The organism is Georgenia sp. SUBG003 (assembly GCF_000715355.2).
Classification (GTDB): Bacteria; Actinomycetota; Actinomycetes; order Actinomycetales; family Actinomycetaceae; genus Georgenia.
Window position 1 is genome coordinate 2,815,523 of the sequence record NZ_CP180204.1, and the last position, 22,437, is coordinate 2,837,959.

The 22,437-nt window shown below is 73.0% G+C and carries 21 protein-coding genes and 3 pseudogenes; 6 read left to right on the forward strand and 18 right to left on the reverse strand.

The features are described 5' to 3' along the window. Positions 1-170: 170 nt before the first annotated feature. From pstA to DA06_RS14375, 7 genes and pseudogenes are all read right to left on the reverse strand, one after another. Positions 171-1,217: a phosphate ABC transporter permease PstA gene (pstA, locus tag DA06_RS14345; RefSeq protein WP_043501221.1), complete on the reverse strand. Its 1,047-nt coding sequence runs from the start codon at positions 1,215-1,217 to the stop codon at positions 171-173. Then, positions 1,217-2,201 (reverse strand): annotated as a pseudogene (gene pstC, locus DA06_RS14350) (phosphate ABC transporter permease subunit PstC). Before pstC ends, pstA begins: the two are co-directional and overlap by 1 nt. A gap of 288 nt (positions 2,202-2,489) precedes the next feature. Beyond that, positions 2,490-3,581: a phosphate ABC transporter substrate-binding protein PstS gene (pstS, locus tag DA06_RS14355; protein ID WP_418605313.1), complete on the reverse strand. Its 1,092-nt coding sequence runs from the start codon at positions 3,579-3,581 to the stop codon at positions 2,490-2,492. A gap of 145 nt (positions 3,582-3,726) precedes the next feature. Further along, entirely contained in the window at positions 3,727-4,854 is a 1,128-nt protein-coding gene (locus tag DA06_RS14360; protein WP_043501224.1) for a phosphate ABC transporter substrate-binding protein PstS, read from the reverse strand. A gap of 262 nt (positions 4,855-5,116) precedes the next feature. Further along, on the reverse strand, positions 5,117-5,800 hold the full coding sequence (locus DA06_RS14365) for a histidine phosphatase family protein (protein WP_418605315.1): 684 nt from the start codon (positions 5,798-5,800) through the stop codon (positions 5,117-5,119). Beyond that, positions 5,757-6,086: pseudogene (locus DA06_RS14370) on the reverse strand (NUDIX hydrolase); the annotation flags it as partial. The pseudogene DA06_RS14370 and the gene DA06_RS14365, both read right to left, overlap by 44 nt. Then, positions 6,083-8,305: an RNA degradosome polyphosphate kinase gene (locus tag DA06_RS14375; RefSeq protein WP_052436772.1), complete on the reverse strand. Its 2,223-nt coding sequence runs from the start codon at positions 8,303-8,305 to the stop codon at positions 6,083-6,085. The gene DA06_RS14375 and the pseudogene DA06_RS14370, both read right to left, overlap by 4 nt. Between DA06_RS14375 and DA06_RS14380 the strand changes: the two genes are divergently transcribed. Then, positions 8,304-8,558 carry a hypothetical protein gene (locus tag DA06_RS14380; RefSeq protein ID WP_418605316.1) on the forward strand — a complete coding sequence of 85 codons (255 nt, stop codon included), beginning with the start codon at positions 8,304-8,306 and terminating at the stop codon, positions 8,556-8,558. The two genes, DA06_RS14375 and DA06_RS14380, sit on opposite strands and share 2 nt — an antisense overlap. Here the strand turns inward: DA06_RS14380 and DA06_RS14385 are convergent. From DA06_RS14385 to DA06_RS14395, 3 genes are all read right to left on the reverse strand, one after another. Next, positions 8,548-9,882 (reverse strand): polysaccharide biosynthesis protein, encoded by a 1,335-nt coding sequence (locus DA06_RS14385; RefSeq protein ID WP_418605317.1) that lies wholly within the window; start codon positions 9,880-9,882, stop codon positions 8,548-8,550. The genes DA06_RS14380 and DA06_RS14385 overlap by 11 nt on opposite strands. After that, the gene (locus DA06_RS14390; protein ID WP_418605318.1) at positions 9,798-10,349 is read right to left on the reverse strand and encodes a hypothetical protein; all 552 of its coding nucleotides are present in this window, start codon (positions 10,347-10,349) and stop codon (positions 9,798-9,800) included. The genes DA06_RS14385 and DA06_RS14390 overlap by 85 nt, the downstream gene beginning before the upstream one ends. Positions 10,350-10,615: 266 nt before the next feature. After that, on the reverse strand, positions 10,616-11,776 hold the full coding sequence (locus DA06_RS14395; protein ID WP_043501235.1) for a hypothetical protein: 1,161 nt from the start codon (positions 11,774-11,776) through the stop codon (positions 10,616-10,618). Between the two features lie 189 nt (positions 11,777-11,965). Between DA06_RS14395 and DA06_RS14400 the strand changes: the two genes are divergently transcribed. From DA06_RS14400 to DA06_RS14420, 5 genes are all read left to right on the forward strand, one after another. After that, on the forward strand, positions 11,966-13,276 hold the full coding sequence (locus DA06_RS14400) for a hypothetical protein (RefSeq protein WP_043501238.1): 1,311 nt from the start codon (positions 11,966-11,968) through the stop codon (positions 13,274-13,276). After that, on the forward strand, positions 13,273-14,520 hold the full coding sequence (locus DA06_RS14405; protein WP_418605320.1) for a hypothetical protein: 1,248 nt from the start codon (positions 13,273-13,275) through the stop codon (positions 14,518-14,520). Before DA06_RS14400 ends, DA06_RS14405 begins: the two co-directional genes overlap by 4 nt. 84 nt (positions 14,521-14,604) lie before the next feature. After that, positions 14,605-15,960, forward strand: a complete 1,356-nt coding sequence (locus DA06_RS14410) for a hypothetical protein (RefSeq protein ID WP_043501242.1) — start codon at positions 14,605-14,607, stop codon at positions 15,958-15,960. A 208-nt stretch (positions 15,961-16,168) separates the two neighbouring features. Continuing rightward, positions 16,169-16,387, forward strand: a complete 219-nt coding sequence (locus DA06_RS14415; protein ID WP_418605322.1) for a hypothetical protein — start codon at positions 16,169-16,171, stop codon at positions 16,385-16,387. A 124-nt stretch (positions 16,388-16,511) separates the two neighbouring features. Continuing rightward, on the forward strand, positions 16,512-16,586 hold the full coding sequence (locus DA06_RS14420; protein ID WP_418608023.1) for a Wadjet anti-phage system protein JetD domain-containing protein: 75 nt from the start codon (positions 16,512-16,514) through the stop codon (positions 16,584-16,586). On the opposite strand, the gene DA06_RS14425 is transcribed toward DA06_RS14420, so the two are convergent. From DA06_RS14425 to DA06_RS14460, 8 genes and pseudogenes are all read right to left on the reverse strand, one after another. Then, positions 16,555-17,661 (reverse strand): hypothetical protein, encoded by a 1,107-nt coding sequence (locus DA06_RS14425; protein WP_418605324.1) that lies wholly within the window; start codon positions 17,659-17,661, stop codon positions 16,555-16,557. The genes DA06_RS14420 and DA06_RS14425 overlap by 32 nt on opposite strands. After that, positions 17,658-18,911 carry a TIGR02678 family protein gene (locus DA06_RS14430; RefSeq protein WP_052436775.1) on the reverse strand — a complete coding sequence of 418 codons (1,254 nt, stop codon included), beginning with the start codon at positions 18,909-18,911 and terminating at the stop codon, positions 17,658-17,660. Before DA06_RS14430 ends, DA06_RS14425 begins: the two co-directional genes overlap by 4 nt. Then, positions 18,908-19,159 (reverse strand): annotated as a pseudogene (locus DA06_RS14435) (hypothetical protein); the annotation flags it as partial. The gene DA06_RS14430 and the pseudogene DA06_RS14435, both read right to left, overlap by 4 nt. A 144-nt stretch (positions 19,160-19,303) precedes the next feature. Beyond that, positions 19,304-19,735, reverse strand: coding sequence for a hypothetical protein (locus DA06_RS14440; protein ID WP_052436776.1), 432 nt, complete (start codon positions 19,733-19,735; stop codon positions 19,304-19,306). A 264-nt stretch (positions 19,736-19,999) separates the two neighbouring features. Further along, on the reverse strand, positions 20,000-20,710 hold the full coding sequence (nadD, locus tag DA06_RS14445) for a nicotinate-nucleotide adenylyltransferase (RefSeq protein WP_418605326.1): 711 nt from the start codon (positions 20,708-20,710) through the stop codon (positions 20,000-20,002). A gap of 13 nt (positions 20,711-20,723) precedes the next feature. Continuing rightward, positions 20,724-20,885 carry a hypothetical protein gene (locus DA06_RS14450; RefSeq protein WP_418605328.1) on the reverse strand — a complete coding sequence of 54 codons (162 nt, stop codon included), beginning with the start codon at positions 20,883-20,885 and terminating at the stop codon, positions 20,724-20,726. Positions 20,886-21,115: 230 nt separating this feature from the next. Beyond that, positions 21,116-21,967, reverse strand: coding sequence for an alpha-amylase family glycosyl hydrolase (locus DA06_RS14455; protein WP_418605329.1), 852 nt, complete (start codon positions 21,965-21,967; stop codon positions 21,116-21,118). After that, positions 21,958-22,434: an alpha-amylase family glycosyl hydrolase gene (locus tag DA06_RS14460; protein WP_418605331.1), complete on the reverse strand. Its 477-nt coding sequence runs from the start codon at positions 22,432-22,434 to the stop codon at positions 21,958-21,960. The genes DA06_RS14455 and DA06_RS14460 overlap by 10 nt, the downstream gene beginning before the upstream one ends. Positions 22,435-22,437: the final 3 nt, after the last annotated feature.

Genomic DNA, 22,437 nt, shown 5'->3' on the forward strand with positions numbered 1-22,437 from the left:
CCGCCGTCGGCGCCCTCGCGCTCTCGCGGGACCCGCGGCGGCGCGCCGCCGGGCTCGGCGGGATCGCGGCCTTCCACACCGCTCTGCTGGGTGCCCGAGCCCCGGGGCGCGTGCCGGCAGGCGCCGGGGGTCGGTGTCGAGGGGCGTGCCCGCGGGCGGGACGGAGCGGGTCACGAGACGCCCTTCGGCGAGAAGTACCTGCTCACCAGGCGCGCCACGAGGTTCAGGAGCATGACGATCGCGACGAGGGTGAGCGCCGTGGCCCAGGCCCGCTCGACCCCGACACCACCCTGCGCGTACTGGCGGTAGGCGAACACCGGGAGCGTCGCCATGCGGCCCTCGAAGGGGTCGTTGTTCGTGGTGGCGATGATGCCCGTGGTCATCAGCAGCGGGGCGGTCTCGCCGATCACGCGGGCGATCGCGATCATCACGCCGGTGGTGATGCCGGCGATGGCGGTCCGGAGCACCACCTTGACCACGGTGAGCCACTTCGGCACGCCGAGGGCGTAGGAGGCCTCGCGCAGCTCGTTGGGGACGAGGCGCAGCATCTCCTCCACGGAGCGCACCACCACCGGGGTCATGAGGACGGCGAGCGCGACGGCCCCCATGAACGCGGAGCGGTAGGCGGGCCCGACGATGATCGTGAAGAACGCGAAGGCGAACAGGCCGGCGACGATGGACGGGATGCCCGTCATGACGTCCACGAGGATGGTAATCGCGCGGGCGAGGCGCCCCCTGCCGTACTCGACCAGGTAGATCGCGGTGAAGATGCCCAGCGGGATCGAGATCAGCGAGGCGATCCCCGTCACCCACAGGGTGCCGATGATGGCGTGCAGCGCACCGCCCTCGCGCATGTCGCCGAAGATGCCGGTCATGTCCGTCGTCAGGAAGTCCCAGCTCAGCAGCGCCAGGCCGTTGGACAGGACGGTCCACACCAGCGAGACGAGGGGGACCATCGCCAGCGCGAACGCGCCCGTCACGAGGGACGTGGCGAGACGGTCCTTGGCGCGACGCCGGCCCTCGACGGCTCGGGAGGTCCCCCAGTTGGCCACGAGGAAGACGATGGCCCCGACGAGCACGACCGACGCGACGGTCGGCTCGGAGAGCACGCTGAGCAGCACGAGCGCGACGACGAAGGAGCCGGCGAGGATCCCCCAGGGCGCCCACGCGGGCAACTTGCCCGTGCGCTCGAGCAGCGGGGCGGTCGTGGTGGTCATCAGTTCGCTCCCGAGAACTCGGCGCGGCGGGCGATGATCCAGCGGGCGAACAGGTTCACGCCGAAGGTGATCGCGAAGAGGGCGAGTCCTGTCGCGATGAGCACGTCGGCACCGAGGCCGGAGGCCTCCGGGAACTGGTTGGCGATGTTCGCCGCGATGGACTGGTGCTGGCCCGGCTTGAGCAGGTAGAAGTTGATGAGGAAGCCGGGCGAGAGAATCATCAGAACGGCCATCGTCTCACCGAGCGCGCGGCCGAGGCCCAGCATCGAGGCGCTGATGATTCCCGAGCGGCCGAACGGGAAGACCGCCATCCGGATCATCTCCCACCGGGTCGAGCCGAGCGCCAGGGACGCTTCCTCGTGCAGGCGGGGCGTCTGGAGGAAGACCTCGCGGATCGTGGCGGTGATGATCGGCAGGATCATCACCGCGAGCACGATGCCGGCGGACATGACGTTCTTCGCCGGGGCCTGGAAGTCGGCGAAGAGCGGGATGAAGCCGAGCGTGCCCGAGAGCCAGTCGAACAGCGGCTCCAGCTGGGGAACGAGCCAGGACATGCCCCACATGCCGTAGACGACCGACGGGATGGCGGCCAGCAGGTCGACCAGGTACCCCAGGCCCTGCGCGGCCCGGCGGGGGGGCGTAGTGCGAGATGAAGAGCGCGATCGCGACGCTCAGCGGCACCGCGAGCAGCAGGGCGATGGCGGAGGAGAGCAGCGTGCCGAAGATCAGCGGGGCGATGTAGGCGCCCAGGCCCTTGCCCTGCATGAACCCGACGGCCTCGTAGTCCTCCTGCGAGGCCATGATGGCGGGCCACGAACGCACGAGGAGGAAGCCCGCGACCGCCGCGAGGATGATGAGGATCGCGATGCCCGCTCCGGTGGAGACGCCGGCGAAGACCTTGTTGCCCAGGCGGCCCGGGGCGTCGCTCAGCCTGGTCGTCGGCGCACGTCCGGGCGGGGCGTCAGGAGTGGTGACGGTCGTCACGGGTCCTCCGGGTGGTAGCGGTTGCGGTCGGTGGACGGTGCGCAGCGGCTGGCCGGGCACCGGGGCGCTGGGCCTGGGTGCTCGCACCCGGCCGGCAGTCGCGCGTGCGGCGGGGGCACCGCACGGTGGTAGGACCCGGACGCGAGCACGCCGAGACCGACGCCATGAACTCTAGGCAGCGCCGGTGTCCGTGAGGCGGTCGCCGGGTTAACAGAGGGTGAACTGCGCCTGTCGTCTCGCTCACAGGGATCGAGCATCGGTTCCGTGCCACAGTCCAGAGGCCCCCTGTCAGGCCGCCCGGATCTGGTCGACCGCGGCCATCACCCGCGAACGAAGGTCGTCCGAGATCGGGGCGGAGCCGGCAACCCGCGGGTCGGCGACCCGCTCCTGGCCGTCCTCCGAGGCGATGTAGGTCAGGAGTGCCCTGACGTTCTCCGCGTCCTGCGCGGACTCGTACACGGAGCACGCGATCGTGTAGGAGATCAGCACGATGGGGTAGGTGCCCGACTCGGACGTGTCCCGGGCCAGGTCGATCGTCAGGCGCAGATCGGTGGCGTCCTCGGCGGCCGGGGAGGCGTCCACGACGGCCGCCGCCGCCTCCGGGGAGAACGGCACGAACTCGTCCCCCACCCCGACGGCGACGGTGCCCAGGTCGTCGGGCACCTGTGCGGCGTCGACGTAGCCGATGGTGCCCTCGGCGGCCTGCATCGTCGTGACGACGCCGGAGGTCTGGGTCCCGGACTGGGTGCCGGAGATCGGCCAGGTCTCGCTCGCCTCGTGCGGCCAGGCGTCACCCGCCGCCTCGGCCAGGTACTCGGTGAAGTTCTCGGTTGTCCCGGAGTCGTCGGAGCGGTTGACCGGGACGATCGCCGTGCCGGGCAGCGCCACGTCGGGGTTCGTCTCGGCGATCGCCGGGTCGTTCCACGTCGTGATGTCGCCGTTGAAGATCCCGGCGAGCGTCTCCGGCTGCAGGTTGAGGTGCTCGGCACCGAGCCCGGGAAGGTTGTACGCGACCGCGATCGGAGAGATGTACAGCGGCAGCTCGACCACCTCGCCGCCGTAGCAGCGCTCCCGCCCCTTCTCGAGCTCGTCGGCGCTCATGGCGGCGTCGGAGCCGGCGAACGCGGTCGCCTCGTTGAGGAACATCTCGCGGCCGGTCCCCGACCCCACCGGGTCGTAGGAGACCAGCACCCCAGGGTGGAGGTCGTTCATCCCCGCGAGCCAGGCCGTCATCGCGATCTCCTGGGAGGAGGCACCCGCTCCCGGGAGCGGCCCGGAGAGGCCGGAAGGGTCCTCACCGCCAGAGCTGCAACCAGCCAGGGTGAGCCCCAGGGCGCACGTCACCGCCGCGATCGTGGCCGTCCGGGATGGTGCCCGCACGTGGATCCTCCTCCGGTCCGACCTCAGTGCCGCGCCACACTCTAGGCGGCCGGGGACCGCGCGACCATTCGGTGCCACGACGGCGGGCGGGGCCGTCCCACCGGTGTCCCGGTGGCACGGCCCCGCCCGTGGCGGTCGCTGTGCGTCAGGCGACGGAGATCTGCTCGATCGCCGCCTCGACCTCGGTACGCAGGTCGTCGGAGATCGGGGCGGAGCCGGCGACGGACGGGTCGGCGGCGCGCTCCTGGCCCTCCTCGGAGGCGATGTAGCTGAGCAGGGCCTTGACGTTCTCCGCGTCCTGCTCGGACTCGTAGACGGAGCAGGCCATGGTGTAGGAGACCAGGACGATCGGGTACGTGCCCGACTCCTCGGTGTCGCGGGCCAGGTCGATCGTCAGGCGCAGGTCCGTGGCGTCCTCGGCGGCCGGGGAGGCGTCCACGACGGCCGCGGCGGCCTCGGGGGAGAACGGCACGAACTCCTCGCCGACCCCGACGGCGACGGTGCCGAAGCCGTCCGGCACCTGGGAGGCGTCGAGGTAGGCGATGGTGCCCTCGGCGGCCTCGAGCGTGGAGACGACGCCGGAGGTCTGGGCACCGGACTGGGTGCCGGAGATCGGCCAGGTCTCGCTCGCCTCGTGCGGCCAGGCGTCGCCCGCGGCGGCGGCGAGGTACTCGGTGAAGTTCTCGGTGGTCCCGGAGTCGTCGGAACGGTTGACCGGGACGATGTCGGTGTCGGGCAGCTCGACGTCGGGGTTGGCCTCGGCGATGGCCGGGTCGTTCCAGGTCGTGATGTCGCCGTTGAAGATCCCGGCGAGCGTCTCCGGCTGCAGGTTGAGGTTCTCGACACCGAGGCCGGGCAGGTTGTACGCGACCGCGATCGGGGAGATGTACAGCGGCAGCTCGACGACCTCGCCGCCGTAGCAGCGCTCCGCCCCCTGCGCCAGCTCCTCCTCGTCGAACGCCGCGTCCGTGCCGCCCCACAGGGTCGCGCCGCTGATGAACTGCTCACGGCCCGTGCCGGACCCGACCGGGTCGTAGGACGCCTGGACGTCGGGGTGCTGCTCGGTGAATCCGGCGAGCCAGCTGTTCACGGCGTTCTCCTGCGAGGACGCGCCGGCGCCCGGGAGGGTGCCGGAGAGGGCCGCGCCCTCCTCGGTGGCCTCGGAGCCGCCGCCGTTCTCGTCCGCCTCACTACCACCACAGGCCGCGAGGGTGAGCGCGACGGCGCTGATCACGGCGAGGCCCGCCACACGGCGGCTAGCTGCAAGCTTCACGGTATTTCCATCCTCTTCTCGGGGGCCGGGAGTTGGGGGCCCGACTGGAAGATGACGCTAGACAGCGCGGGTGTCGGCGATGCGGGCGCGCGGTGAACGGTGGGTGAACATGCGCTTGTCGTTCGATCACGGTTGAGCATCAGCCGCCTGCAGGGCGCGCGAGGGCGCTCGGGTGAGGGGCGGCGGAAGCGCGAGGCGAAGGCGCGCGCGAGGAGGCCTGCGAGGACGGAGCGGGGCCACGCCGCGGGCCGTACCGGCGTCGTCAGGAGGAGGCGCGGTGCTTCTCGAGCGCCGCCACGACGGCACCGCGGCCGGGCCGCTTGGCCACGTGGACGACCAGCATCTCGGCGGTGCGCAGCCACGGGTCGGACTCGGGCACCTGCTTCATGATCCGGTGCGGCGTGCGCTCCGCGACCTCCTCCACGACGGTGGGCAGCACCGGGCGGTGCGTGCAGATCACCGCCGGCACGTCCCGCGTGGTCAGCTCCCGCCGGACGAGGTTGCGCACCGGTCTGGCCCGGCGCTCGTGCGCGGCCTCGGTCAGCTCCGGACGCAGCTCCGCGCCGATGCCACTGGCCTCGAGGTACGGGCGCACCGTCGCGGCGCAGCGCTCCCACGGGGAGGTCATGATCTCCTCGACGCCGTACGCCGACAGCAGCGGGACCAGGTTCTCCGACTGCGTCTGGCCGACGGGGGGTGAGCGGCCGGGTGGCCTCCTCGCCGTTCCAGGCGGAGCGCTTCCGGGCGCGGGCGTGCCGGAGGACCACCATCGTCCAGGTCCGCAGGCGCTCGTCCTTCCACTGGTCGACGAGCGCGCCGAGGGGGTCGCGGTCGTGCGGGTACGTGAGCATCTTGGCCGCCCGGCGAACCTCGACCCAGCGCACGTCGTCGATCTCGTTCGGTGACGCGGGGCACACCTCGTCACGGCACAGCACGGACTGGGCATCGCCGTCGACCGCCTGCGCCGCCCAGTACCGGGTGGTCTTCACGCGCCCGTCCTTCAGGCGGTGGCGCACGGTCGGCAGCGGCTGGCCGAGCACCACCGGCACCCCGGTCTCCTCCGCCGCCTCGCGCGCGGCGCACTCGACGAGGGTCTCCCCCGGCTCGAGCTTGCCCTTCGGCCAGGACCAGTCGTCGTAGCGCGGGCGGTGGACCAGGAGAACCTCCAGCTTGCGCCCACGCACGCGCCAGGTGAGCGTCCCCGCGGCCAGGACCTCCGGCCGCGACGTCACCGGGAGGCCGCCACGCGGCGTCGGGCTCGGGCCATGAGCATCTCCTGGATGTCGTCGAGCCGTTCGCCGTCGGGTCCCCGGCTCACCCGGTGCCAGCCGTCGCGCTCGAGGTGCCAGGTGGACGTGGTGTCCGCCATCGAGACCTCCAGCAGCTCGACGAGGAAGTCGATCTGGCCCTCGTCCGCGATCCGGATGAGCGCCTCCACGCGGCGGTCGAGGTTGCGGTGCATGAGGTCGGCGGAGCCGATCCACACCTCGTGGTCCCCGCCGTTGCCGAAGGCGAAGACGCGGGCGTGCTCGAGGAACCGCCCGAGGATCGACCGGACGCGGATGTTCTCGCTCAGGCCCGGCACCCCGGCGCGCAGCGCGCAGATCCCCCGGACGACGACGTCGACCGGCACCCCGGCCTGGCTCGCCCGGTAGAGAGCGTCGATGACCTTCTCGTCGACGATCGAGTTCGCCTTGATCTTCACCCAGGCCGGCCGGCCCTCGCGGTGGTTGATGATCTCGCGCTCGATGCGCTCGATCAGCCCGGTGCGGACCGACCGCGGCGCCACGAGCAGCCGGTGGAAGCGGGTGCGCGGCGCGTAGCCGGAGAGCTGGTTGAACAGGCGGGTGAGGTCCTGGCCGACGTCCCGGTCGCACGTGAGCAGCCCGAGGTCCTCGTAGCCGCGGGCCGTCTTGGGGTGGTAGTTCCCGGTTCCGACGTGGCAGTACCGGCGCAGGCCGTCCGGCTCCTGCCGCACCACCAGGCAGAGCTTGGCGTGGGTCTTCAGGCCGACGATGCCGTAGACCACGTGGACGCCGGCCTGCTCGAGCTTGCGCGCCCAGGTGATGTTCGCCTGCTCGTCGAACCTCGCCTTGATCTCGACGATCGCGAGCACCTGCTTGCCGGACTCGGCGGCGTCGATGAGGGCGTCGACGATCGGCGAGTCCCCCGAGGTGCGGTAGAGGGTCTGCTTGATCGCCAGCACCTTCGGATCGGCGGCGGCCTGCGCCAGGAACTGCTGGACCGACGTCGAGAACGAGTCGTACGGGTGGTGCAGGAGGATGTCGCGCTCGCGGATGGCGGCAAAGATGTCGGTCGGGCTGGCCGACTCCACCTCGGCGAGCCCCTGGGCCGTCACGGGCACGAACTTGGGGTACTTCAGGGCCGGGCGGTCGAGGTCGTGGATGACGTTCAGGCCCGTGAGGTCCAGCGGCGCGGGGAGGTGGAAGACCTCCAGGTCGACCACCCCGAGCTCGCGCTTGAGCAGGTCGAGCACGTGCGGGCTGATCCCCTCGGCGACCTCCAGGCGCACGGCGGGCCCGAAGCGGCGCCGCATGAGCTCCTTCTCGAGCGCCTTGAGGAGGTTCTCGGCGTCGTCCTCCTCGACCTCGACGTCCTCGTTGCGCGTGACCCGGAAGGTGTGGTGCTCGACGATCTCCATGCCAGGGAACAGCGTGTCGAGGTGATGGGCGATGATTTCCTCGAGCGGCACGAACGAGGTGCGCCCGCCCGCGTCCGCCGGCACGTCCTCCGGGCGGTAGGGCCGGCCCTCGGAGTCGACGGCGATGAACCGGGGCAGCAGGGGCGGGACCTTCACCCGGGCGAAGTGCTCCTTGCCGCTGACCGGGTTGCGCACCAGCACGGCCAGGTTCAGCGAAAGCCCGGAGATGTAGGGGAACGGGTGCGCGGGGTCCACCGCGAGCGGGGTGAGCACGGGGAAGATCTGCTTGCGGAAGAACTTGTGCAGGCGCTCCTGCTCGCTCGTGCTGAGCCCCTCCCAGTGGAGCAGCTGGATGCCCTCCGCGGCGAGCTTGGGCTGGACGTCGTCGGCGAAGACCCGGGCGTGCCGCTCGGCGAGCTCCTTGGCGCGGTGGGAGATCGCCTCGAGCACCTGGCGCGGCGAGAGGCCGGAGGCCGCCGTGACGGCCATCCCGGTGGCGATGCGCCGCTTCAGGCCGGCCACGCGGACCATGTAGAACTCGTCGAGGTTCGAGGCGAAGATGGCCAGGAACCACGCACGCTCGAGGATCGGCAGGTCCTGGTCCTCCGCCTGCTCGAGCACCCGCTCGTTGAACGCCAGCCAGCTGAGCTCCCGGTCGGCGAAGCGGCCGTCGGGCAGGTCCGCCTCCCACGGGGGCAGGTCCTCCTCGGCCGCCTCGGCCTCGGCCTCCTCGACCTGGCGGGTCAGCGACGCCGAGGACGCCGAGACGCCGGAGAGCACCCGTGCCATGGCGCGGGCCTGCGCCGCCAGCTCGTCCTCGTCGTCGTCCTCGAGGCGGGCGAGCTCGTCCTCGCCGTCGTCCTCGAGGTCCGCGAGGTGCGCCTCGCGCGCGACCTGGGCCGCCAGGGAGCTGGACGGGGGGAACGGCGTCGTGCGCCGCCCCGGGAACGGCGTCGTGCGCCGCCCCGGGAACGGCGTCGTGCGGCACGGGACGGGCGGCGGCAGGCCGCCGGGACCCGGCCGGGCGCGCGTCAGGCGCTGAGCGAGACTCGAGCATGACGCTCCTCCACGAGCTCGGGCGCCAGGCGCAGCACGGCGAGCGCGCCGCGCGTGCCGGGCAGGTGGGCGGGGTCGAGGGACGGCACGGCCACCACGGAGATGGCCGGGTGCCGGGAGCGGGTCCGGTGCTCCGCCTGGGAGAAGAGGTCCTCGTGGAGCTTCTCGCCCGGGCGCATGCCGGTGAAGACGATCTCCACGTCCTTGCCGGACTGGGCGATCATGCGGCGGGCGACGTCGACGATCTTGACCGGCTCCCCCATGTCCAGGACGAGCACCTCGCCGTCGTGGCCGATGGCGGCGGCCTGGACGACCAGCTCGCACGCCTCCGGGATCGTCATGAAGTAGCGCGTGACCTCGGGGTCGGTGACCGTGACCGGACCGCCCCGGGCGATCTGCTCGCGGAACGTGTGCAGCACGGATCCCCGCGAGCCGAGCACGTTGCCGAAGCGCACGGAGACGTACGTGCCGGCGTGGTGCTCGGCGTACCACGAGGTGAGCCGCTCGGCGACGCGCTTGGTCGCACCGAGGACGGACCGGGCGTCCGCCGCCTTGTCGGTGGAGATGTTGACGAACCGCTCGACGCCCTGCTCGGTCGCCATCTGGAGCACGTTGCGCGTGCCCAGCACGTTCGTCTTCCACCCCTCGTCGGGGTACTGCTCGAGCATCGGCAGGTGCTTCAGGGCCGCGGCGTGGAAGACCACCTCCGGCCGGTGCTTCTCGAACACCTCGCGCAGCGCCTGCTCGTCCCGGATGTCGCAGAGCACGACGTCCGGGGTGTCCAGGAGGGCGTGGCCGTAGATCGACAGCTGCACCCCGTGCAGCCCGGACTCGTCGCGGTCGAGCAGGATCAGGCTCGCCGGGCCGAACCGGTGCACCTGCCGGGCCAGCTCGGAGCCGATGGAGCCGCCGGCCCCGGTGATCAGCACCCGGCGGCCGGACAGGTGGTCGGCGATGCGGGCGACGTCCGTGTCCACCTGTCGCCGCCCGAGCAGGTCCGCGATGTCGAGGTCCCGGACGTCGCCGAGGCGGACGGGCCGGGAGATCATCTCGCGCAGCGGCGGGAGCGTGAGGAACTTCAGGTCGGCCGCCTCCGCCGCGTCCGAGACGCGTCGCACGAGCTCGGCGCCGGCCGACGGGATGGCGAGGATCACGGCGGTGGCACCGGTGCCGCGGGCGTGCTCGGCGAGGGCCTGCCCGGTGCCGAGGACGCGGCAGCCGTCGATCACCAGGTGGCGCTTGAGCCGGTCGTCGTCGACGAGCCCGACCACGTGGTAGGCCGCGGCACGGTCCTCCCTGATGAGCCGCACCAGCTGCGAGCCGGCGTCGCCGGCGCCGTAGACGAGGACCCGCTCGCACGTGGGCGGTGCGGGGGGGCCGTTCGCGGTCGTGGAGCATCCGGTAGGCGCCCCGGCCCAGGGCCATGAACAGCAGCGCGAGCAGGGGGGCAGAGCACGGACAGCGCCACGGCGGTGGACTCCAGGCCGTAGAGCGAGACGGAGAAGGTGGCGAGCACGACGCTCACCACGCCGGTGACCACGGCGAGCCCGACGTTCTCGTCGAACGTGGCGAGGCGGTACCTGCCCAGGTACAGCTTGAGCGCGAGGCCCACGAGGACCTGCAGGAGTGAGGCGGCGACGACGTAGCTGGCCACGATCGCCCACTGGTGCGGCGAGAGGTGCCAGTGGACGACGCCGGTGACGACGGCGGACGCGATGACCCAGCTGGCCGCGTCCCAGGCGAGTCGAGGGAGTCGGGTTCTGACGAATGTCGGCATGAGCACGTCCTTCGAGATCGGCTGGGCAGCACTGCCCGGTCGGTCCCCCCGACGCGCTCATTCAAGGACTCCGGACGGGGTGCCCTCCACCGACTTCGCGGATGATTAGAGGTGGTCCCCATGCCCTCGCCGTCACCCTCCGGGGGGCGAGGGGGGTTAGGAGCCGCCGGCAACAGGGTGAGTGGGGACCCCGGACCGGCGTCCGGGTCCGCGGTCTGCCGTTCGGGCCTCCCGGCCGCCGTGCCGCCCGCGCTGCGTTCGGGGCGTCAGCGCCCGCGGGTACAGCGCAGCCCGATCCACATCCAGACCACGCCGAACGCCATCGTGCCGACGGCGTAGCCCCAGATGGCTCCGCTGAGTCCGCCGAGTATCCAGCCGAGCACCGGTCCCAGGACCGCAAGCACGGTCTCCACGAGGCGGCCGGACCAGAGCGCCGCCCGGCCGGTGTGGAAGCGCACCACCATGTAGAAGAACTCACCGATCACGTTGCCGGCCACGTACAGGCCGGCGGGGACGGCGTACGGGCCGATCTCGGAGATGACCCCCAGCGGCAGCGGCACGAGCTCGATCCAGACCAGCGCCAGGGCCGAGGCCGTCCCGAAGAAGGCGGCCCCCGCGAGCACGGCGCCCACCAGCGGGACCGAGTGCAGGCGCGACCGGGTCATGCCGGCGATGACGGGGCGCAGCGGCGAGAGCACCAGCCGGGCCGGGGCGGAGACGTTGGAGACCGCCCGGTACAGGCCGAACTGGTGCAGGCTCATGGGGAGGAGAAGCAGGTACGGCGTGCCGATCGAGCCAATGTTCATCATCGTGGCGTCGGCGATGAGCGTCTTGATGGCGTGGTGGTGCTCCGCCATCCACCGCTTCACCCGGGCCGGGTGACCGAGGAGCGGCCGGACGACGCCGAGGGCGCCCCCGGCCGCGGCCCCCGCCCAGGCGATGAGCAGGCTGACGAGCCCGTGCTGGCCCGTGAGGGCGCCCGCGGCCCAGCCGACGAGGAAGCCGGCGACCACCAGGACGTCCCCGGCGAGCACCCTCCCCCACCGGTCGCGGTGGGCCTGGTAGAAGCGGGCGCCGTCGTAGTAGACCATCAGCGCGGAGCCGACCCCGGCGACCGCCGTGACGGCCGGGTCGAGCGTCGTCAGCTCCGCGACGAGGGCGACGGCGGCCCCGCACAGGAGCGCGACCCAGCCCAGCGAGTTGCCGTAGTCCGCCCAGCGCGCGAGCGGCCCACCGGTGCGTGCGGTGACGATCCAGGCGTCGCACACCGTCGAGAAGACGACCGAGAGCCCCAGCACGTAGGTGAGGTACAGCGCCGAGAAGTGCCCGTAGTCGGTGGCCTCCAGGGTGGCGAGCCCCACCAGCTGGGGCAGGAGCGAGCCGACGGCATGGACGCCCGTGGAGACGACGACGCGTGTGCGGGACATCCAGGCCACCTCGAATCGCCCTGGCTCCCGATAGCCAGGGCGCGCCGAACGCTACACGGCCGGAGCCCGGCCGCGGCGGAGAACGGGACGGCCGGTCCGCGCGGGACGGCCTGCCGAACGCCCGACCGTCCGAAAGCGCCGCTGCTAGCGTGATGACCACGGTCGGGGGGCTGCCCAGAGAGGGAATCGATGACCGCCGCCGCACGCGCCCGCCGTCAGGTGTTCTGGGCGCTCGACCGCGCCCGGGGCGGCTCCCTCGCCCGGTCCGTCGCGGACGTCGAGGCGCTGTTCGCCGCACCGCACAGCCCCGCCGCCGACGCCGTACGCCGTGCCCGGCTCGCCCGCATCCTCGACCACGCCGCACGGACCACGCGGTTCCACGCCGGCCACGACCCCACCGACCTGGCCGCCTTCCCCGTGGTGGACAAGGCGACGTACCGCGAGCACGGCCGCGCGATGCGCGCCGGGGACCTCGGCGACCGCCACCTCCAGGTGCACCGCACGTCCGGCTCGACCGGCACGCCGTTCGAGGCGGTCTGGGACCGCGTCAAGGCCCGCCGCAACGAGGCCGACGCCATCGCGCTCGCGCGCCTGGCCGGGTACCAGCTGGGCATGCCGGTCCTGTACCTGCGGGCCTGGCACGGCCAGTACGGCGGCCACCGCCTGCGCACGTGGGCGCGGGGGGTCGTCCCCGTGGAGGTGCTCGGTCTCGACGAGGCGCGGGCCCGGGACGTCCTCTCCGGGATCCGGCGGCGGGCCCGGCCCGTGGTGCTGCTGGGCTACGGCTCGGCGCTGGAGGAGCTGTGCCGGGCGCTCGACGCGGGCGCTCCGGCGGTCGACGGCCTCGTCGCCGCCGTCGTCGCGGTCGGGGAGGCGCCGGCCGAGTACCTGCGGGCAGCCGTCCCGCGCCACTTCGGCCGCCGGCTCGTGGCCCGCTACTCCAACACCGAGAACGGACTGGTCGCCCAGGGGGACGGCACGGCCGCCTACCGCGTGAACGTCGCGAGCTACGCCGTCGAGATCCTGCGGCGTGACGGCGACGAGCCCGCCGCTCCCGGAGAGACGGGCCGGATCGTGCTGACGGACCTGTTCAACCGGGCCATGCCGTTCATCCGCTACGACACCGGGGACCTCGGCGCCTTCGCCGTCGACGAGGGAGGCCGCGTCGACGACACCACGCTCGCGGCCGTCGCGGGCCGCGTGCTCGACGTCGTCACCGACACCCGCGGCCGTCCGGTCAACCCCATGGCGACGCCGGAGCTGGAGGGCTTCGGCGACGTCCGGCAGTTCCAGCTCGCCCAGACGGGACCGGGGCGTTACGAGGTGCGGCTCAACGCCCGGCCCGACGACGGCCGTGACGCCCGCATCCAGCAGGAGTTCCTCTCGGTGCTCGGGCAGGACGCGGACGTGCGGGTGGTCCACGTCGACGGCGTCCCCCTGCTCGACTCGGGCAAGCGCCGGATGATCGTGAACGAGTGGCGACCCGGGTCCCGCAGGTGAACGATGACTCGCTGTCACGCTCCGGACGCCCACGGACCATGGAGTCGGTGGCGAGCCGGTGGATCGCCGCCGCCCTGGCGCTCGCCGCGCTCGCGGTGGCGGCCATGAACGTCTGGCCGGCGGGTCGAAGCCCGGGGCTCGACGTCGGCCCCGTCGTCGAGCACGTGCCGGCGGGTACCGCGCCCGGCCCCGCCTCCGGCGCCCCGAGGCTGATCAAGTACGGCCAGGACATCCCGAGCCCGCGCCAGGTGGCCGCGGCGGCGGACCGTTACGACGCCCTGCCGTTCGACGGCATCGTCATGCGCACCACGGAGTCGGCGGAGATCTTCTCGGCCCGGCGCGTGGACCACGACGAGCTGCTCGAGAAGGTCTCCGCGCTGCCGATGGGGCTGCGGATGCAGGACAACTGGCTGCGCATCACCCTCCACGACGAGCTCGACTGGTCCGACGACGCCCTGTGGCGCACCGTCGCGCGGAACGCCGGCACCATGGCCCGGGCCCTGCGCGAGAGCGGGCGGCCGTACAACGGGATCTGGTTCGACAACGAGTGGTACGGCGAGGGCCGGTCGCCCTGGGACTACGGCGGGACCACCCGGGCCTGGACGCCGTCGGACGCCGGGGGCGCCACCCCTGGCCTCTCACCCGCGGAGGCGGCGCAGCTGGTGCGCAGCCGCGGCACCGAGGTCATGGCAGCCATGACCGCCGGCTGGCCCGACCTGGAGGTCATGGTGCTCTTCGGGCCCTGGGTCTCCGAGCCCTCCACGTACCGGGCGCTGAGCGACGCCGGCCTGCCCTACAACGACATCTCGTGGGTCAACGAGCTGGCCGGGCCGTTCTTCCTGGGCATGGTCGAGCGACGGGGGCGGGCCGAGGTGATCGACGGCGGCGAGTTCTACGACGCGCGCAGCCGCTCCGACTACGCCGCCTTCGCCGACTGGCAGCGCCGCGGGTTCGTGCTCGCCGGCAGCCGCTCCGTGCCGACGGGCCAGACCGACGACTACCTGCGTGACGTGCCGGCGGCGCTCGCCGTCTACGACCGCGACCAGCTGGACGACTACCGCGTCCACGACGCGGCCACGCTCGGCGAGCTCACCCGTTTCGCGCTGGCCGAGGCCACGGGCTACGTCTGGCTCTACACGGAGGAGCACGAGTGGGGGGCCTCGCGCTCCATGAAGCCGCCGGTGCCGCAGGAGTACGTCGACGCCGTCGCGGCGGCCCGGGTGGGTGAGGCGCCACGACCGTGAGGCGCTGGGGCAGGTGGCCCGATCACGCCCGCCGGACCCGCCTGCCCGCTACGGTGAGGAGCCCACGGACCAGGAGGGTCGGCCATGAATCTCTCCGCCGCGGCCCGGAACCGCACGTTCTGGGCCGTCGACCGGCTGAAGGGCTCCCCTGCGCGCCGCTCGCTCGGGGACGTCGAGGCGATCCTCGCCGCGCCCCGGTCCCCGGAGGTCCGGGACTTCCTCGACCGTCGGCTGCGTCGCCTGCTGGCCCACGCGGCGGCGACGGTCCCCCACCTCGCGGGCTGCGACCCGGACGACCTCGGCAGCTTCCCGGTGGTCCGCAAGGCCCTGATGCGCGACGGCGGCGCCGACTTCCTCTCCCGGCCCTACCTCGGCGCGCAGCTGTCCGAGACCGCGACGAGCGGCTCGACCGGCGCGCCCTTCCGGGTGCTGCGCGACGACGTCAAGGTACGCCGCAACTTCGTCGACGCCCTGGCCCTGGCCCGGGCGGCGGGCTACGACGTCGGGATGCCGATGTTCTACCTGCGCCGCGAGCACCCGACCTCGCCGCTGCGCGCGCTGGCGTCGAACCTCCTCGACGTCGACGTCGGGGACCTGCGGGCCGGTGCCGCGCCCGAGGTGGTCGCGAGGATCCGCCGCACACGCGGACCCGTCGCGCTCATGGGTTACGCCTCCGGTCTCGAGGCACTGTGCCGGGAGCTCGAGGCGCGCGGTCGGCCGCTGGACCACGTAACCTGCGTGATCAGCCTGGCGGAGAGCCCGAGCGAGCACCTCTACCGTGCCGCCCCGGAGTGGTTCGGCCGTGAGCTGACCGCCCGCTACTCCGACGTCGAGCTCGGGCTCCTCGCCCAGCAGCGCACCGGGGAGAGGCCGTACCGGGTGAACGTGGCCAGCCACCACGTCGAGGTCCTCGACCTCCACCGCGACGTCCCGGCCGGTCCGGGCCAGCTCGGCCGCATCGTCGTGACGGACCTGTTCAACCGGGCCATGCCGTTCGTGCGGTACGACACCGGCGACCTCGGCCGGTTCGGCGTGCTCCCCGACGGCACGCCGGACGCCACCGTCCTGGAGGAGGTCACCGGGCGGATCAACGACCAGATCTACGACACCGCTGACCGCCTGGTCTCGGTGCTGGGCATCGTCCGCGACTGGGGCGCCTACCGCGGGATCGAGGAGTGGCAGTTCGTCCAGACCGGTTCCGGGAGCTACCTCTTCAGGCAGCGCGCGACGGTCGACGCCGACCGCGACCGCGCCCTCGCCGACGAGTTCCGGTCCTACCTCGGGCGGGACGCCCGTATCGAGATGCGCTACGTCGACAGCATCCCGCTGCTGCGCTCGGGCAAGCGGCGGGCCTTCGCCAACGAGTGGGACCGCGGGACGCCGAGGACTCCAGGTCTCGCGAGTCCCGGGGTGCCGGAGCCCGCGGTCGCCTCCTCCTGACCCCGGCACGCCGCCCGACGACCGCCTGGCCCCGGCTCCACGCCGGTCCGTGGCCCTACTCCCCCCGTGGCCTCCGCGAGCACGTCGTGGAGCGCGGCCGGGTCGAGCAGGACCGCCTCGACGGCGTACCGCTGGGACCACCGGCCCGCGGCGTGGGCGAGCGCCCGGGCCAGGCCCGCGGTCCGCCAGCGGCCTGACCCCGCGACAGGTGCCCATCGAGGGCCTGCACGCAAAGTGGCTCAACACCCACCGCCCGCAAATTCTCGCCCTGACCGGCCAGAGCGACCTCGGCCTGCTCGCCGACCGACTTCTCAAGGTCGACTTCACGTACCTCGACCCCGACCACCGCGCCGCCGGCGGACGCCGGCACGACTCGGTCACCGTCGGGGACACCATGACCCCGGCATACCACCGGAGATCGTGCTGATCTCGGAGAACAAAGACACCGCCGTGCACTTCCCGCCCCTCCCCGGCACGGTCGCCGTGCAGGGCGGCGGGTTCGCGAGCGCGGCCGCGGTCGCCGCCATCGACTGGCTCCGCGACGCCCGCACGTGCTCTACTGGGGCGACATCGACGCGGCCGGGTTCGAGATCGTCAACCAGTGCGGTACGCCTCGGACGCCTTGAGACCCTCCGTGGTTGCGGCGAGCTCACCGTCCCGGGTCTCCAGCCGCTCGACGGCGGAGCGTGCCTCCACCGTCCGGGCTGCGAGCTGGTCGCGGGCGACGGTGGCGGCGGCGGCCTTCTCGGCGGCGGCCCGCGTCGCGTCGGCGGTGCGGGCGGCCTGGTCCGCCGTGGCGCGAAGTTCCGTGGCCGCGTACCGCCCGTAGGTCCCGAGGAAGGTGCTGATGTGCTCGTGGGCGGCGGCGAGCCGGCGCTGGGACTCGCGGGACTCGGACAGATCGTCGAGCCGGCCTCCGGCGTCGTTGAGCGTCTCCTCCGACAGCGGCGGCAGCGCGTCGGAGAGGATTCGCGGAAGATTGCCCTCCTCGATGCGGTTGCCGACGTCGGGCGAGCGCAGCGTGCGGATGAGCTGCAGGAGGCCGTCGTAGCGTTCGCGTGCGCCCGGCCCGGTCAGGCCGAAGACGGTGCTGCGGACGCGTTCGCGGTGGGTCTCGGGGTTCTCCGTGAGGCGCTCGGCGCCGATGAGCTCGGCCAGGCGTTCGCGGGGCATGGGCTGGCGCGCGGCGTCGAGGAGCTCGAGGTCGTGGCCCACGCGGAGCGAGGTGGTGAAGTACCAGACCCGCGCCTCCCCCGAGCTCGCCGACCAGCGCACCAGAGCGCCGATTGTGAGGTGCTCGCGGCCGGCCTCTCCGTCGCGGGTGAGCTCGACCCACAGGTACCCGAGGCGGTTGCCCTGGCCCTCGGCGCCCACCTTCATGAGCTCGTCCAGTCGCACCTTGCCCGAGCCGGTGGAGTCCATGCGCCGCCGGTCGGCGTCGAGGACGAACGGCAGGAGCATCTCCAGGGCACGGCTCTTCCCCGACCCGTTGGTGCCGCGCAGCACCATCCGGCCGCCGGAGAACTGGAAGGTCTCCGCCCAGTAGTGCCAGACGTTGACGATGCCGGACCGGTGCAGGCGCCACCGGTGCGGGCGGTGCGTGACCTCTCCCTCCGTGGCGGTGCCGACGGCGCTGTCCGGGGCGGTCTCGGCAGCGCCCGCCAGGTCGGCCGGGATCGGGTTCGTGGTCACGGCACTCATCGGTCCTCCTGGAGCGGGAAAAGGCTCTGCTGCGTCTCCGGCAGCACGTCCTCGGGCGCGCGGGCGGCGGGGGCGGGCACCCGGCGAGGGGTGCGCTGAGGCTCGGGCTGGTAGCGGGCGCAGGCGGGGTGCAGCACGAGCCCTGCTGCGGTGCACCGGGCCAGGCTCAGGTCCTCGAGCCGGGAGACGACCTCCTCCTGCAGGAACTCGGGGTCACGGGCGAACGCCTCGGCGAAGGTGGTGCCGTACTGCTCGACGAGCAGATCCACCGCGTCCTGCACCGCGGCCCACGGGACGAGGAGTCCGGGCACGGTGCGGCCGCCGACGTCGGCGACGACGCCGGGGCCGCCGTCGAGGTCGTCGACGAGAGCGTTGACCAGCAGGAGCGCGACGTGCGCGACGGTGCCCTGGCCGGGGAAGGCGATGTCCGTGAGCTCCCCGTCGACGTCGTAGGCGAGTGCTCCCTCCTGCCGGACCTCCAGCGTCAGGCCGAAGTGCTCGGCGAGAGTGCGGCTGAGATCGGCGCGCTCGCGGGAGAGGACGTGCTGCTCCTCGGCGGTGAGGTCCTCCCGGCGCACGAGCGGGTTCTCGACGAGCCGGCGGCGCAGCGCGCGGCGAGGCTGCTCGGCCGCGGCGCGCTCGCCGCGCGCGAGGAGCTCCTCGGGGGTGGCCACCCCACCCAGCGGGCGCGCGAGCACGTGTGTCAGCAGCGTCCGGTTGACGTCGAGCAGGGCCTCCTCCTGGCGGTCGCCCCACGCGGTGACGGAGCCGTCGGTCTCGCTCAGCACGCCCCGGTCGAGGAGCAGCGCGATCGCCTGCACGAGATGGCGCCGGTCGGTCAGCGAGTCGTCGACGGCGATACCCGCCACCGCGGCGTCGGCGCGGACCTGCTCGACCAGGGTGCCCAGGAGCACCTGTTCACGGCCGGCGGTCTGCAGCAGCGCGGCGCACACGAGAGCGAGGTAGGCGTAGGTGCGCGGTGCGAACGGCTGCCCGCCGCGGCGCTGGGCGGGACGCGACGGTGCGTCGGCGCTCGGGGCGTCCTTGACGAGGCGGGCGAAGGAGGACTCCACGACCAGCGGGTACCCCAGGACCGCCGGGAACATCTTCCTCAGCGCCGGCGCATGACGGCGGACGAGCGCGAGCTCCTCCCCGTGGCGAGCTTTCGTCAGGACCGGATGACGCAGCAGTGCGCGGGCGGCCTCGCGCCGTTCCGCGGCGTCGTGCTCGGCGGTGCCGTGCGCGCTCACGCGAGCACCCCGGCCGGCTCGCGCGAGGAGACCTCGTCGTCCGCCGCGCCCGCGGCGGTCACCTCCAGGACGAGCCCGTGAACCGTGAGGTCACCGTCCCTGGTCCGCAGCATCGTCGACGCCGTCGGCTCCGGCGCGGCGACGAGGGTCAGCCCGAGATCGGTGTCCGTGGCCGTGGCGGTGGTCTCCAGCTGGGGATGGAGCGCGAGCAGGCGCGTCAGCTGGCCCAGCAGGAGACTGAGGGCGGCCGGGCTGACCTGCGCCCCGTCGAGCGGCCGGCGGCGACCAGTTCACCGACGGCGGCCGCTCGGCGGAGAGGTCCTGGCGGGCGACGAGCCGGGCGATGAGGTCGGGCCAGGTGGGCCCGGACCGTCGTTCGTGGACGGAGTCGCTCACCGCTGGCGTCCGCGGCGCAGCAGGCCGGCCACCGCCTCCTGCAGCTCGATCGGGTCGTACGGGGCGCTGACGACGGCGTCCGCGTCGGCCCAGGTCGCCAACCACTGGTCCTGGGGACGGGCGGTGAGGATGAGGACCGGGGGGCACTCGAAGATCTCGTTCTTCAGCTGCCGGGAGATGGCCATCCCGCCGTTGGCCGCCTCGCCGTCGAGGACGAGGATCGCGAAGCTGCCCTCCTCGACCTTCTTCACCACACCCGCGTGGGTCGCCGACTCCGTCCAGCGCACCAGCGGCAGCCCCTTGCCCGGCCGCCTGCCCACGGCCTCGATGACTGCCCGGCGGGTGTCGACGTCGTCGCTGTAGATCAGAAGGTCGACGGTCTCTGCCTCGGTCGCCACGTCCGGGTGGCCGATCTCGGTGCTGGTCATCGAAGTCCTCCAGGCAGGTCTGCGCGACCTGGGCGGCGGCCTCCGGGCTCAGCGGCCGTCCGTCCTCGTCCACGAGGGGCAGCTCACCCGTGGCGATCGCCTCGAGCCGGGCCTGCTCCTCGAGCTGACGTCGGCGGAGCTCGCGACGCGTCAGCGGCTGCGCCTGCCCTGCCTTCTCGGCAGCGAGGCGCGCCGCACGCTCGGCCTCGCGGCGTCGCCGGCGCTCCCCCAGACCGCTGGTCTCGGTGGAGGGTTCCTGCTGGTTCACTTACCTGCTCCTACGGTCCGGGGCGGCAGGGTCATGCTGTCCTGCGCCCGGGCGTTGGCCCTGCGGCGCGACGTCGGCCGCGAGAAGTCGTCGACCTTCGCCGGGCCCTTGCGGTAGAGGCCGTACTTGGCGATGTACTGCACCACGCCGTCCGGCACGAGGTACCAGACCGGCTTCCCGGCGGCCACCCGCTCGCGGCAGTCCGTCGAGGAGATCGCCATGGCCGGGACCTCCAGCAGCGAGACTCCCGCCTCCGGGAGCCCGGAGACGTCGAGCTCGTGCCCCGGCCGGGTGACACCGATGAAGTGCGCCAGCGACCACAGCTCGTCGGCGTCCTTCCACGTGAGGATCTGCGGGAGCACGTCCGCACCGGTGATGAAGAAGAGCTCCGTGTCGGGCAGTTGCACCCTGAGCTCGCGCAGCGTGTCGATCGTGTAGGTCTTTCCCGGCCGGTCGATCTCCAGCCTGGAGACGGTGAACCTGGGGTTGGACGCGGTGGCGACGACCGTCATGAGGTAGCGGTGCTCGGCCTGGGTGACGTCGCGGTCCTCCTTGAACGGCTGCTCGCCGGTGGGGACGAAGATCACCTCGTCCAGCGAGAACGACTCCAGGACCTCGCTCGCGGCGACGAGGTGTCCGTGGTGCACCGGGTCGAAGGTGCCACCCATGACACCGACCCGACGCTTCGTCCGCGCGCCCCACGCCATCGCAGCGGCGGGGTCAGTGACGCGTGTGGACGTTACGGAACGCGTACGTCACCAGGAGCAGGAAGATGAAGACCGCCAGGGTGATCGCGCCGAGGACGTACGGATTCACGGCCGCACCGGCGGCCTCGGCGTGCTCCGCCTCCTGGGCGGCGAACATCATGAGCGAGCTCTTCACGGGGTTCCCTTCCACCGGACCTGCGAATGTCTGGGGGACAGTCTTGCACGAGTCGTCGAGGCCGGGCGCCGCCCGCCCGCGTGGCACGCGTCGCTCCCGCCGCTGGGCCTGCCGGCTTCACGAGCCTCCCCGCCAGGCGACCGACCGGCGGCGCGAGGACCGGGAAGGTGAGCCGGACAGCTTGCCGGCCGGCGCGGCCTGCCGCCCGCCCGGGCGCAGTGCGGGCCGCCTCAAGTCGTCCCGAGGACCGCCCAGCCGTGCCCCGGCACGGTGGCCCGACCGCCGTCGAGGCGAGCGCCGCCGGCGAGGACGGAGGTGGCGCCGGGCGCCGCGACCTCCGCACCGCTGTCGGCGAGGTTGAGGACGACGACGAGCCTTCCGTCCGCCGCGGCGACCTCGTAGGCGAGGAGCTCGTTGCGCAGCTCGAGCACCGCCGTCCGGGCCCGGTGGAGCCAGGGGTGACGACGGCGCAGGCCGATCAGCTCCTTGTGGAGCCGGAGCACCTCGCCGTCGGTGCCGTCGAGCTCCCTGGGGCGGTCGGGGAAGGCGGGCCGGATCGCGTCGTCCCCGCCGAGCCGCTCCTCCTTGACGCCCTCGAGGGCGAACTCGTCGCCGGCGTAGACCGACGGGGTGCCGCCCACCGTCATCAGCACCGCGAGGGCGTGCGGGAGATGGCGACGGTCGCTCAGGCGCGTGGCGATCCGGGTCACGTCGTGGTTGCCCACGAAGGTCATCGGCGCGAACGTCTCGAGGAAGGTGTTGTGCCGGCCGAGCGCGTGGTCGAGCTCGTAGAAGTTCTGGTCCTCGATGCTGCTCCAGACGGCCTTCCACAGCTCGTACTGGGTGACGGCGTCCATCCCCGACTCCGCCACGATGCCGGCGTAGTCGCCGTGGATGACCTCTCCGACGACGTAGGCGTCCGGGAACTCCGACCTCACGGCCGGCAGGACCCTCGCCCAGAACGACGGCGGCACGGCGTAGGCCGCGTCGAGACGCCAGCCGTCCGCCCCGGCGCGGAGCCAGTGGCGCATGACCTCCTCGACGAGCCCGGCGACGGCGGGCGCGTCGTGGTTCAGCGCCACCAGTCCCCCCGTGGCCCTCGAAGGTCTCGTGCTCGGGCCGCACCCCCCGGTGCGGCGTCCTGGGGCCAGGTGAGGCGGAACAGCTCGGCCTCGGCCGTGCCGGGTCCGCCGTCGAGCGCCCGGAGGAAGGCGGGGTGCCGGGAGCCGACGTGGTTGAAGACGCCGTCGAGGACCACCTTGAGCCCCCGGTCGTGGGCGGCCGCGACGAGGGCGTCGAAGTCGGCGCGGTCACCGAGCCGGGGATCGATCGTGAAGTGGTCGACGGTGTCGTAGCCGTGGCTGTGGCTGGTGAAGACGGGACCGAGGAGGAGCCCCGAGGCGCCGAGCGCGACGGCGTGGTCGAGCCACCCGGTCAGGCGACCGAGCCGGTGGACGGGCGCCGCGGAGGGCTCGAGGACGGGCTCCGCCCCGACGAACCCGAGCGGGTAGACGTGCCAGAAGATCGCGTGCTGGTGCCAGGTGGTCATCGC